At 37.2% G+C, this 13,270-nt stretch carries 12 protein-coding genes; 5 read left to right on the plus strand and 7 right to left on the minus strand.

Annotated features, from left to right (window positions below):
• Nucleotides 1-32 precede the first annotated feature (32 nt).
• From HDF25_RS18810 to HDF25_RS25935, 5 genes are all read left to right on the plus strand, one after another.
• On the plus strand, nt 33-3,704 hold the full coding sequence (locus HDF25_RS18810; RefSeq protein WP_184627615.1) for a SusC/RagA family TonB-linked outer membrane protein: 3,672 nt from the start codon (nt 33-35) through the stop codon (nt 3,702-3,704).
• A gap of 10 nt (nt 3,705-3,714) precedes the next feature.
• Nucleotides 3,715-5,157 (plus strand): RagB/SusD family nutrient uptake outer membrane protein, encoded by a 1,443-nt coding sequence (locus tag HDF25_RS18815; protein ID WP_184627617.1) that lies wholly within the window; start codon nt 3,715-3,717, stop codon nt 5,155-5,157.
• Nucleotides 5,158-5,230: 73 nt separating this feature from the next.
• Nucleotides 5,231-6,082 (plus strand): hypothetical protein, encoded by an 852-nt coding sequence (locus HDF25_RS18820; protein WP_184627618.1) that lies wholly within the window; start codon nt 5,231-5,233, stop codon nt 6,080-6,082.
• On the plus strand, nt 6,079-7,824 hold the full coding sequence (locus HDF25_RS18825) for an FKBP-type peptidyl-prolyl cis-trans isomerase (RefSeq protein WP_184627620.1): 1,746 nt from the start codon (nt 6,079-6,081) through the stop codon (nt 7,822-7,824). Before HDF25_RS18820 ends, HDF25_RS18825 begins: the two co-directional genes overlap by 4 nt.
• A gap of 5 nt (nt 7,825-7,829) precedes the next feature.
• On the plus strand, nt 7,830-9,365 hold the full coding sequence (locus tag HDF25_RS25935) for a S8 family serine peptidase (RefSeq protein ID WP_184627622.1): 1,536 nt from the start codon (nt 7,830-7,832) through the stop codon (nt 9,363-9,365).
• A gap of 304 nt (nt 9,366-9,669) precedes the next feature.
• Here the strand turns inward: HDF25_RS25935 and HDF25_RS18835 are convergent, their stop codons facing one another.
• From HDF25_RS18835 to HDF25_RS18865, 7 genes are all read right to left on the minus strand, one after another.
• Nucleotides 9,670-9,927 (minus strand): hypothetical protein, encoded by a 258-nt coding sequence (locus tag HDF25_RS18835; protein ID WP_184627624.1) that lies wholly within the window; start codon nt 9,925-9,927, stop codon nt 9,670-9,672.
• Between the two features lie 213 nt (nt 9,928-10,140).
• Nucleotides 10,141-10,410 (minus strand): hypothetical protein, encoded by a 270-nt coding sequence (locus HDF25_RS18840; RefSeq protein ID WP_184627626.1) that lies wholly within the window; start codon nt 10,408-10,410, stop codon nt 10,141-10,143.
• Between the two features lie 211 nt (nt 10,411-10,621).
• Nucleotides 10,622-10,873: a hypothetical protein gene (locus HDF25_RS18845; protein ID WP_184627628.1), complete on the minus strand. Its 252-nt coding sequence runs from the start codon at nt 10,871-10,873 to the stop codon at nt 10,622-10,624.
• 131 nt (nt 10,874-11,004) lie between these two features.
• Nucleotides 11,005-11,256, minus strand: coding sequence for a hypothetical protein (locus HDF25_RS18850; protein ID WP_184627630.1), 252 nt, complete (start codon nt 11,254-11,256; stop codon nt 11,005-11,007).
• A gap of 225 nt (nt 11,257-11,481) precedes the next feature.
• On the minus strand, nt 11,482-11,748 hold the full coding sequence (locus HDF25_RS18855; RefSeq protein WP_184627632.1) for a hypothetical protein: 267 nt from the start codon (nt 11,746-11,748) through the stop codon (nt 11,482-11,484).
• A 495-nt stretch (nt 11,749-12,243) separates the two neighbouring features.
• Entirely contained in the window at nt 12,244-12,567 is a 324-nt protein-coding gene (locus tag HDF25_RS18860) for a hypothetical protein (protein ID WP_184627634.1), read from the minus strand.
• Nucleotides 12,568-12,579: 12 nt separating this feature from the next.
• Entirely contained in the window at nt 12,580-13,245 is a 666-nt protein-coding gene (locus HDF25_RS18865; RefSeq protein ID WP_184627635.1) for a glycosyltransferase family 2 protein, read from the minus strand.
• Nucleotides 13,246-13,270 lie beyond the last annotated feature (25 nt).

Consider the following 13,270-nt stretch of genomic DNA (forward strand, 5'->3'; position numbering starts at 1 on the left):
TTCTCTTTGCAGCTAACCAAGCAAACAAAAGTATGAAATTTTATACTAAACTTTCAGGTCGCCTTAAAGGTAACCTGTATAAATTTTTATGGATAATGAGATTGATTATCGTTTTGTTCATTTTGGGTATTATGCAGGTGAGTGCAGCGACCTATGCACAGCAATTTAGCCTAAATAGAAAAAATATATCCATCAAAGAGGTTTTCAAGCAAATTAAAAACCAGACCGGTTACGATGTCTTGTATCAGCCGGAAAAGCTGGATGCGAATAGAATTATATCTGTTGATTTTAAACATGACAATTTAAAGAAAGTTATAGATTACTGTATAGCGGGTAAAGATCTGGCCTTTGAGATAGAGGATAATACCATTGTTATCAAGGCAAAACAAGTACAGGCTAATCGAAATGTGATCAGGCTAAGCACTGACTCCATCATTTACCATGGTACAGTTCTGGACGAAAAGGGAATCCCTATGCCAGGAGCAACTGTCAGGGTAAAAGGGAGCAATAAAATGACAAAAACAACCAGTGAAGGTAATTTTGCTATTTATGGCCCCAAAAAGGGAGCACTTGAAATCTCCTATATCAGTTACATTACTAAAGAATTTACATTGACAGGAGTAGATCCTGGCAAACGTATTGTGATTAAAATGACTCCAGGAACAAATAATCTGGGAGAGGTCAATATCGTAAGCACTGGGTATCAGGATTTGCCAAAAGAGCGGGCCACAGGTTCTTTTGAAGTTATTACCCAGGAACAACTCCAGCATAGTACTGACCCTGATTTACTCAGGAGGCTGGAAGGGATAACTACAAGTATGAATTTTAATAATCAACTTATACCGACAAATTCTACCAGTTTTGCACCATCAACTATAACTAATCTTACCATAAGAGGAAGGAATACATTAAATGTTGCAAATAACTCCGTTACCCAAAGTGGCGAAGTGCTTGTTGTTATTGACGGAATTCCCAGCCCTTATTCAATTGATAAAATCAATCCAAATGACGTTGAAAGTATAACTGTATTAAAAGATGCGGCAGCTGCTTCGATATGGGGCTCAAGAGCTGCTAATGGTGTGATTGTGGTTAAGACAAAAAAGGGTGCTTATAATAGACCGTTGAATATCTCTTTCAACAGCAATGTAATTGTATCTGATAAATTCAATTTATTTTATAAAAAGAAAATGACTACTTCTGAGTTTATTGATGCTCAGGTTTTTGCATTTAATGCATCTGGTACGTCAATTAACCCTCCCAATCTATCCCAGGCACAAGTTAATTATTCTCCTGTAGCTACAATTTTGGATCAGGAAAAAAAAGGGAATATTAGTGCTCCTGATGCTAATGCACAAATAGATGCTCTGAGAGGTAATGATATACGAAATGATTATACCAAATATCTGTTGAGAAATCCAGTCACGCAGAGTTACTCATTAGCTTTAGATGGGGGAACTGAAAAAATGACTTATCATTTATCCGGTGGTTATGATAACACAATTAATAATACAATAGCCTCAGCTGGAGATCGTCTTGCTTTGAATTATTTCACTAGTGTTAAAGTGTTGAAAAATCTGGAGCTCACAGGGGACCTGACTTATAACAGGCAGCGGACTACTGGCCAGGCTGGTTCGAATATAGTCTCAGGATTTGATGGCAATACTAATTATTATCCATATACACGCATTGTCGATAGTCAGGGCAACCCGATACCTATACCTTATAAGTATAGTACAGCTTTTTTAAATTTATTAAATTCCACCTATGGTAATAATATTCTCAATTTGCAATTTAATCCTCTTTATGATATCTATCAGGGATATAATAAGACTGACAGGCAGGGAGTTAATATAAGGCTTGGTGCGAATTATCAAATCAATCCGATATTCTCTGTCAATGTAGCATACAACTTGAATCATGAATATGATCAACAAATTATGTACGAAGGACCTAACTCTTTTTATACACGTAATTTGGTTGATATTTATAATCAAGGACCTAATTATCAAGATCCGAATTTTGGCTCAATGCCTTACGAAAATATAATCCCTCAAGGTGGAATTTATCAGCCGACCGTAACAACAACTGATAACCAGATTCTTCGGGGGCAGGTTAATGCAAATAAAACATGGAATGGAAAGCATGTATTGAATGCAATTGCTGGTGCAGAAATTACACAAAGCTATACCCTGACTAATGCTAATCAGTATTATGGATATTATCCAAATACTCTTAGCACCAAACCAAATATTGATTATTATAATTATTATACATGGCTTTTCGCAGATGCGATTACTGGGCTTCCATTTGGTCAGGTACCTGGAGTTCCTGCACCAAATTTTAGTGACTATCGTTTACGTACTTATAGTTATTTTAGTAATGCTGCATATACTTACAATAACAGGTATACCTTATCTGGAAGCATACGTAAAGATGTATCCAGCGATTTTGGATATGGTGAAAATAACAACGGGACTCCTTTTTATTCGATGGGAGCTAGCTGGAATATTGCTAATGAGGACTTTTATCATGTTAACTGGTTACCTAAGTTACAATTAAGAGCGACTTTTGGATATAATGGTAATGTAAATAACACGGTTGGTCCATCGCCGCTTATAACATATAATACTGCGGCCGCCTTTTTCGGAAACAATAATTTGCCTTATGCAAGTAGTAACGGAGTAACAAATGCCGACCTTCGTCCAGAAAAGACTGCGGTACTTAATTTCGGCCTCGATTTCGGATTACGTAATAATCGGATATCTGGTAGTTTAGAGTATTATGACAAAAAGACCACAGATTTAATATCTGGTGCACAGGTAGATCCAACTACCGGATTTAGTTCGGCTACTTATAATATTGCCAGTTTGCATGGTTGGGGTACGGATCTAACTTTGAATTCCCGTAATATTCAGAGTGGTCCGTTTAGCTGGACCAGTACATTTCTGTTTAGTTACAACAGAGTTAAAGTATCCAAATACAGTGGAACAACTAATCTTACTGCAGCTCAACTTGTACAGGGAGCCACAAATTTTACGCAAGGTTATGATGTTTCACGGCTATTTGCATTTAGGTGGGCTGGTCTTGACCCTAATACAGGGGATCCCAGGGGATATCTCAACGGCGTGCCTACTTCAGTTTCAAATACTGCACAAGGAAATGCAAATGCAGCGGCTATTGAGAATCAGCCGGGTTCTACTGCTCATTACCTCGGTTCAGCTGTACCAGTATATTACGGCTCTTTACGTAATACCTTTAGTTATAAGCGGCTTTCACTTTCGGCAAATATACTTTATAAACTCGGCTATTATTTTTTTAGACCAAGTTCAGATGTGGTGAGCTATAGTGCATTGTTAACTAGCAATTCCTTGCAGGGAATAGAATATGAAAAGAGATGGCAAAAGCCTGGAGATGAATTGCGTACGAATGTACCCTCGCTGACTTATCCAGCCAGTCAGATCAGAGACACTTTTTATGCCCTTTCGGATATAAATGTTCTCAAAGCAGATCATGTTCGTTTACAGGAAGTCAATTTGTCTTATTTATTTGGTAAGAAAAGCTGGTTTATTAAAAATCCAAGAATTTTTGCCAGTGTTACCAATTTAGGTGTAATCTGGCGGGCAAATAAATTGGGGCTTGATCCGGATATTAATGATTACCCAAAGCCGAGAACATATTCATTAGGTTTAAATGCTAATTTTTAATTTGAAGAAAATGAATCTAAAAATCAAATCGATCCAAAACCTCAGGACTAAATTAGTCATACTTTCATTAGTCACCATATCTACATTATTTAATTTATCCTGTCAGAAATATGTCGATATAGATAGAGGGAATACCCGGAATATAGTGCAGACTGCTAATGATTGTCAGCTGCTTTTGGATAATTACACCGTTATCAATACAGGATATCCAAGTGATGGAGAAGCATCCTCAGACGATTATTATTTAACGAATGCGGGTTATTTATTGTCGGCATTAGCTCCGACAGACCGGGACCTGTATATCTGGTCTACTACAGCCATAAGACCTGGTGCACAGCCACAATGGGAGTCATCTTATCAGGTAGTTTTCCAGGCAAATTTGATGCTCGAAACAATTAATAAAATCAAATCGGGGAACACAGATCCCGCTGCCACTCCAACCTTACTTAATACATTAACCGGTTCGGCTTTATTTCTCAGGTCTTTTGCATTTTGGCAAGTTGCCCAGTTGTACGCAAAACCTTATTTAGCAGCGACTTCCGGACAAGATCCTGGTATTCCAATAAGACTAAGTTCGGACATTAATGTTCAGTCTCAAAGGGGAACCGTTTCTGGTACCTATAACCAGATTATTCAGGATTTAAAGCAGGCCATTAGTTTATTGCCGGCAACCTCAATTGTGGCCACACGACCTAATCAGGCAAGTGCTTATGCTTTATTGGCAAGAGTGTATTTATCGATGGAAGATTACCCTGACGCATTGACCAATGCAGATGCGGCATTGAAAATTAGTAATCAACTCATTAACTTTAATACCTTAAATGCTAACAGTAATACTCCCTTTAGTCCAAGATTTAATAAAGAAGTGATTTTTCATGCCATTATGGCCCCTGACCCAGGCATAAATCCAGGATCTGCTTTTTCCAATGTGGCAAAAATAGATAGTAATTTGTATGCATCTTATCAGGCCAATGACTTAAGGCAAAAGATTTTTTTTAAACAAAATAGTGGGACTGATATCGGGACTCACCGTTTTACAGGAAATTATGAACCTGTCACTTCAGCAACTTTCTTTGACGGGCTCGCAGTAGATGAGCTTTACCTGATTCGCGCCGAATGTTATGCCAGGGCTAGTAATACAATTTCAGCTATGAATGATCTTAATACCTTACTCACTACAAGGTGGAAGACCGGAACGTACGTCAATATGACAGCAGCAAGCGCAGATCAGGCATTGGCACTTATTCTAGCAGAACGAAGAAAGGAGCTGTTGATGCGGGGGGTGCGCTGGTCAGATTTACGAAGACTGAACAGGGATACCAGATTTGCGAAAACATTAACCAGAACTATACAAGGAACAGTTTATACCTTACCTCCTAATGATCCGAGATATACTTTGCTGATTCCACAAGAGGTTATTTTAAATAGTCCAATAACTCAGAACACCCATTAAAGCATAGTAGTTTTTTATGCATATACATAATTTTAAAAGCTTAAGCTTTCGAGAAACAATTATCTTACTCAGAATGAATATAAAACGAATTATTTTACTAGTTGGTTCATTCCTTCAATTAGGATTTTACAGCAGTAGTGCCCAGAATTTGGACACTACTGCTGTAAGTTATCGCAGACCATTATTTGATTTTGATCCTCTTAAAAGCTCTTTTAAATTAGATCAGGAGCAAAAAATAAATAAACATTACTTTCTGCGGATGTCCATACTGACGGGATATCGGGAGGGGGTAGAACCTATAAAAGGGCTGGGGAATTTTAGAACAAACGAAGATAAAGAGAATGGGACAAAGAGATTCTATATGTATAATTTGTCTATCCAGGATATGTTAACCCACGGATTCTACACTTCCAACCGAATCATTTTAGAGGTGAAAGACCCTTCCCGGTATAGATATGATCCTTCACAAGGTTCGGAATACGAATGGATGCGCAAAAATGCGCACTGTTTTGAGTTTATTTTGCCATCAGGAGTAATTAATGGAGTAAAACCGTTGGAAAAAGAACTATGCAGAATCTTTGGTGTAGAGAGTGGTTTAAAAAAGAGAATGGTAAATGCTTTAGTACTTGTCCGTACTTCAAAGATCGATAAAATTAGATCTTCACAGATTGGAGAACGTGGGTATGATAATAACGGGCAATTTAGAAATGTACCAATTGATCGTTTAAGTTCTTTGTTGTATAATGCTGGTTTGCCACCTATGGTCGATGAAACAGGATATAAAGACCCTGTAGATCTTGAACTTAAAATTACCTCATGGAAAGATCTTCCTGCAATAAGAAAAGAATTGCAACGATATGATCTGGATTTAAAAGAAGAAAAACGAGAAGTCGAAATGTTTGTAATTACAGAAATAGATAGATGAAATATAAATTATTTGTGCTGGCATTTTTCCTGGTGAATACACTAAAAGGACAATATATCAATCCCGGATTGAAAATAGGTGATCAGGTAACTGCTGTTGTTATTCCTAAAATTATCCATGCTGCTCAGGCAACCGCTCGGATGACTGATTATAAGGACCGCTTGCTCATTTTAGATTTTTGGGCTACCAATTGCAGTGGTTGCGTTGCGGCATTGCCAAGAATGGATAGTTTACAGAAGCATTTTGGTAAGGATGTTAAAATTTTACCCGTGACTTATGAGCCATCTTCAATGGTGCAGACTTTTTGGAAAAATAATAAATATACTAAACACCTGACTTTGCCCTCGGTCGTGGAAGATAAGTTATTAAGTAATTACTTTAAGCACAAAAGTATACCACATGAGGTCTGGATTTATAAAGGGACAGTAATAGCCATCACCGACGAAGGTTATGTGGATGCAAATAATATCAGCAGAGTTCTGGGAGGAGAAAAAGTGTTTTTCCCCGTTAAGAATGATTATTTGGTTTTTGATAATAGTAAACCTTTGTTTACTACTGATCCAAAACAGATAGACACAAATAATACATCTTTAAAATATGTTGCCATCAGTGATTATAAAGAAGGAGTAAATGCGGAAGGGTTGTCGGGTGGTTTTGGGGTTGTCAGAAATACCTATAATAAGACAATCAGATGCTTCTTTCTGAATCAGCCTATTTTTAATTCTTATACATATTGTTGGTCTAGAATACTTGCAGTTGGTGCCCTTCACAAACCTTCTTTTTTAATTACGCCAAATCAGATTATCTGGGAAGTAGGTGACAGGTCTAAATATATGTATATCAAAGGTTATCAGCAAGACTGGATCCGGGCAAATGGAATTTGTTTTGAATCAGTAAAACCAGATACAGGTCAGACTGATCAGCAGGTTTACCGGAGTATAATTTCTGATTTGGATGGGCTACTTGGTTTAAAAGTACGTTGGGAAAAACGGAAAGAAAATGTGCTGGTTTTGGTGAAGAGTGATCATGGTAACAAAGAACAGGATCAGTCCGTAGAAGGAAAATCATACCGGATAGATAATTTGGTGTATGGGCTCAATCTGCAGGAGAAAAATCCATATGTATTTGATGAGAGCAAATCTGGAGAAATCGAATTAAAACTAAATATTAGTTCTTTGGCTGATATTGAGTCTGTTAAACGGGAGTTGAGAGTTCATGGCTATCAGTTGAAAGAAGAACTTCGGGAAGTTGATAAATTTATATTTTCAGAAATTGACGGGGGATTTTTGGTAGATGGAAATCTGATTAAAGAAATAGCCGAAAGGAAAGAAGCCCAAAAGGATTTGAAAAATCCGTCGTCAGAAGAAAACAAGATTTTTCTGGAAAAGAATAGAATTCAGAAAGGTATAGTCATCCTAAGCTCTGGTTTACAATATAAAATACTCCGGGGGGGGAGTGGTACCAGGCCAGGTATAAATAGTAAGGTTATGGTGAATTATACGGGAATGTTAGTTAACGGAAGGATTTTCGATAGCTCACTTGAGAACGGCAGACCATCAGAATTTAAAGTAGATGGAGTTATCAGCGGTATGTCAGAAGCCCTAAAGTTAATGCCTGTAGGGGCCAAATGGATCTTATATATTCCAGCTGCACTGGCTTATGGGGATCATACATCTGGTGGGAGAATTCCTCCTGGAAGTAATTTGATTTTTGAATTGGAATTGTTGCAAATTTTACCTTAGAATTAATGATCAGAATCGAAACCGCATTTAAAATTAAATTAATCATACTTTTTTCTATTGTTAATTTTCAGCTTTATGCTCAGGGGAAAAATAAGCCCAGTCCGAACTGGCAAAATATGGATTTGAAAACAGATGTTTTTTTTGGTATAAGTACAAAAAAGGCGTATAACTTATTATTAAAAGATAAAACCCCGGTACCTGTAGTCGTAGCTGTTATTGATGGTGGAGTTGATATTACTCATCAGGATCTCAAATCTGTTGTCTGGACTAATCAGAATGAAATTCCTGAGAATGGGATAGATGATGATAAAAATGGCTATATCGATGATGTACATGGCTGGAATTTTTTGGGTTCAAGCAAAGGAAGTTTTCATTTTGATAATTTGGAATTAATCCGCTCACTAAGAGAGGAGCTAAAAAAAGATCCCCAATCTGTAAAAGCAAAAGACTTACAAAAAGAGGTAACTGAAAAGAAAACTGCATTGGAAAATGCAATAAAAATGACAGAATCTCAGCTAGACGCCCTTAATCAGATTACAGATAAAATTGGAAAAAAAAGTCCTGATATTCAAGAGTTTGAGGATTATAGGTACCGCACGGTTTCGGAAGTTAAGGTATTGTCTATGGTTGTCAGAAATTTAAAAGCTGACCCCGATTTTATGGATGAGCTGGAAGACAAATTTATGACCTGGAAAAATCAGGTAAAGTATCTGATTAATATTAATTATGATCCCCGTGCGGGGAATGCAGAATTTTTGGCTAAATATTATGGGAATGGAGATGTGATCGGTTTAGAGCCCAGTCATGGAACACATATTTCTGGAATTATCGCTGCAAGACCAAACGAATCAAAAGGCACAATGGGAATTGCCAGAAGTGCAATGATTATGGGAATACAAGCTATTCCTGATGGTGATGCATTGGACAAAGATGTAGCATCAGCAATTCGATATGCAGCTGATAATGGGGCAAGAATAATTAATTTAAGCATAAATAAGGCTTTTTCTCCGGATAGGAAGATAGTAGACGAGGCAGTTCAATATGCTATGAGTAAAAACTTACTTATTGTACATTCGGCAGGTAATGAAGGGAGGAAGTTGGATTTAGAATCGGGTTTTCCCAGTCGAAATTATCTTAATGGTGGTAAGGCCGATTCGTGGATAGAAGTGGGGGCTTCAAACTACCGTGATGATGAAAATTTACTACCCTGGTTCTCCAACTATGGTAAAAATATAGTTGATGTATTTGCCCCGGGAGTGGATATATTTTCTACTTATCCAGGTAACACTTATTCTTATCTGAGTGGAACAAGTATGGCTGCACCAGTGGTATCCGGTCTGGCTGCACTTATCTGGTCATACTATCCAAAGTTAACAGCATTACAGATGAAAAAAATCATTATGAGTTCTGTTGTTAAAGTTAACCATAAGGTGAAGAGTAATGACGGATCAATGATCGATTTTTCTGCCCTTTGTATATCCGGAGGAATTGTCAATGCATACAATGCATTGGAAATGGCAGATAAAGAAAATTCATTGTGATATCTGAATTCACTTTTTAGCACATATTTACCTGGTTTTATTAAAACCAGGTAAATATGTGCTAAAAAGTGAATAAGGTCTTGGCTTTTTATATAGAAGTATCCTTCATGTAGAGAAATAACTTGCTACCAGCTGGGAATTGTGGTTGTGCTATCTGCTGTGAAAGCCCGCTTGCTATATAGGTCTGTATATTTGCCAAAAGCGGCGACACAGGTGTCCAACCATTATAATCAGTATAAATGGCACATACAAAAGCGCCATTAACACATGCAGGGGTAAAGGTGGTTTTAGTATAATTAAGGACCTATGGTTGTCTCATATAAACGAAATATTTAGTTCCGGCAGGTAATTGTGGTTGTGGAACAAGTGTCGAAAGCCCGTCATCAATGTAACATAATATGTTTGCAGACAGAGGTGAAAATGGGAAAAGTCCACCAGCGGGAGCATAAATAGCACATACTACTGTACCTGAGAGGCATATAGGCTTACCAGTGAGTTTACTATAACTAGATGCCAGTGTAGGATCACCCGTTCCGTTATAGGTATACCAAGCATTTGCCATAATATTGGAATGTTTTTATAGATCAAAAAACATCAGAAAACTTTAAGTTAAGCCTACTCTGTTCGGGGTTTTCGGCTTCTCCCTTTAAGTACTTGTATTTATGGTCAGGAAGATGAGTTTACTGTTAATTATAATATCTATACTGAAAATATTAAAATATCAATAGATATTTGTTTATCAGCTTTTCTTTTATTGAGTACTATTGAACGTTTTTTAAGAAGATGGCTTCATATAAACGTAAGGTTTAGATCCGACTGGAAGCTGTGGTTCAGGTACCAAATTTGCAAGTCCATTTGCTATATAAGTTTGTATATTAGGCGTAAGTGGAGAATATGGAGTTATCATTCCCCCCAGGGAATAAATAGCACATACAAAAGCGCCAAATACACATCCGGGTTTACCATGAACTATTCTGCTGTAATTTCTAGCTAGTGTCGGATCACCAGCTGTTCCGCCAATGTAGGCATACCAATTTAACCCCATAGTATTAGGATGTTTTTATAGATCAAAAAACATTAGAAAACTTTAAGACAAGCCTACTCTGTTCAGGGTTTTCGGCTTCTCCCTTTAAGTATTTGTATTTATAGTCAAGGATATGAATTAAAGTAATGTGAAGAATGATTTATTAAAATCAGTTTTGTCTTGAATTAGTTACTACAGGAGAATCTCTCCTGTAGTAACTAAAATTAGGGGACTATGATTTCAGATAAACGAAAAACTTAGATCCGACAGGTAATTGTGGTTGTGCAACCGATTTTGCCTGTCCATCAGCAATGTACTGTAATATATTTGCTGGCAGAGGTGATACAGGAAAGGTTCCTCCTTGAACATAAATGGCACAAACTGTTGGCCCATTTAAACAACCAGGTGCACCTGTAATTTTACTGTAGCTAGACGAGAGCGTAGGATCGCCTACGCCATTATATGCATACCAAAAATTAGCCATATTATTAGAATGTTTTTATAGATCAAAAAACATTAGAAAACTTTAGTGTAACAAATGATTTATTAAAACCCGCTTTGTCTTGAATTAGTTACTACAGGCGAAATTCTCCTGTAGTAACTAGAATTAGGGAACTATGATTTCAGATAAACGAAAAACTTAGATCCAGCAGGTAATTGTGGTTGTGCAACCGATTTTGCCTGTCCATCAGCAATATACTGTAATATATTTGCTGGCAGAGGTGATACAGGAAAGGTTCCTCCTTGAACATAAATGGCACAAACTGTTGGGCCATTTAAACAACCAGGTGCACCTGTAATCTTACTGTAGCTAGATGCCAGTGTAGGATCGCCTACACCATTATATGCATACCAAAAATTAGCCATATTATTGGAATGTTTTTATAGATCAAAAAACATTAGAAAACTTTAAGTTAAACCTACTCTGGTTGGGGTTTTCGGCATCCCCCCTATAAGGATTGATATTTACAATAAAAAGAACAGCTAGTATTGTTAATTAATGATGATGCTAAAAATAAAATATCCTTAAAATATTCACTGAATTGTTTGTGATGTTGTTATTGCAAGAGTCGCGACCGAAGATATCATCAACTATGAACTCGCTTTCATGTAAACGAAATATTTAGTTCCGATTGGTAACTGTGGTTCAGGTACCAGATTTGAAAGTCCGTTTGCAATATAAGTCAGAAGATTTCCTGATAATGGAGATATTGGAGCAATTCCTCCGTCTGGAGCATAAATAGCACATACAAAAGCACCGCTATCACATCCAGGTTTACCAGCTATTCTGCTGTAATTTCTAGCTAGTGTTGGATCACCAGCTGTTCCACCAACGTAGGCATACCAAGTCTTTGCCATAATATTAGGATGTTTTTATAGATCAAAAAACATCAGAAAACTTTAAAATTAAACCTACTCTTTTTAGGGTTTTCGGTTTCTCCCTTGTTCCTGTTGCCAGGTGAATTGGCCATTAAAGAATGCGGCTGCTGCAGACAGTATTTGCGTTTTCAATGGACTATCTATTGTGACCTCTAGATGCCATAATAGATGATCTGTTAACCATACTACTAAGTTAACTCAATCCCTTTTGATCTACTAGGGCCAAAAGTCACATACTGTAAGTCAGTATTTTATTTGGAATATGATGATTTGATTTCCAGTTAGATTAATAGCGATTTTAAAGGAGGGAAGATTAAATGTGTAGTACGATATTATTAGCTATAATTTATTTACAGCTAATAATATCGTACTACACATTTAATAGGTAAATAAGTGGCTGATAGCCATTGTTTGCATCCATAGTAGCTTAGTACAAATTAGCTTACCAGATGGAGAATTTAATCAGAGACATATTTATAATGACGCCTCATTCTGAATTTGGCTGATTTCTCTGGCTTTCCCATTAGTAGGGGTGGCGGACATTCTAACTTCTAATGGAACGGGAGGGAAGTTGGATGATGGCTGCCCCTTACCTTTTGCCAAAGCACGGATTATATAAAACAGTAAGCCTGGCGTGCCTTCCAGATCAGGTCTTCGTTCCGGGTCATCAGGAAGTTCATCAGCAAAAATAGCAGATAAGTAGGGACCGTTGACAGTTTCCGGTGCTTTTTCTAAAACCTGATAACTGTCTGGATCGCAAATATCGAGTTCATTGTTAATAAATTGATACCAAGGCATATAATGTAATTTTTAATAATTGTACCTACTCTTTTCCGGGTTTTCGGTTTTCCCCTCATATTTGACATCCATCCATCGTATTGCATGTTTCTTGTGACCTGGTTTTTCAAATGGCTTTAGAGTTGTATTTCCGGCATGTAAAGTGGCAATAAAGCCATCTGTATAATCGTGAGCATGAATTTTTGCGCCGGTATTCCATATATAATCATAATCCTCACCAATATGGATATCTTTGAAAGGATGATCCTTCCAGAAAGATTTTCTGTAAGCCATTGTTGCTCCGGCAAGCCAGGGACGTTCTGTATCTTTATTTGCATAGTTCCAGAACTTGTTAACCAGAGGAGAGAAAAATAAGATCTGATTTAGTCCGCAAATATCAGCATCAGATTGGGTTAAAGCAGCAATTTGTCTGCTGATCCAGTCATGAGCATACCAATCATCATCATCCCAGTGCATAATAATTTCACCACTAGCTCTTTCACAGGCATAGTTCCTTTTTTTTCCAATAGTTCCAATAGGGTCAACATAGAAATATTTGATACGGCGGTGATCCGGTAGTATCGATCTTACTGACTCTTTTCCATCATCAATAATGACTAGTTCAACATTTCTATAGTCCTGGTTAAGGAAATAATCAGCAGCTAAAGCCACAAAATTTGGCCGGTTTGCTGTTGGCATTATACAAGATACATAAGGAGAACTC

This window comes from Pedobacter cryoconitis, assembly GCF_014207135.1.
Classification (GTDB): Bacteria; Bacteroidota; Bacteroidia; order Sphingobacteriales; family Sphingobacteriaceae; genus Pedobacter; species Pedobacter cryoconitis_D.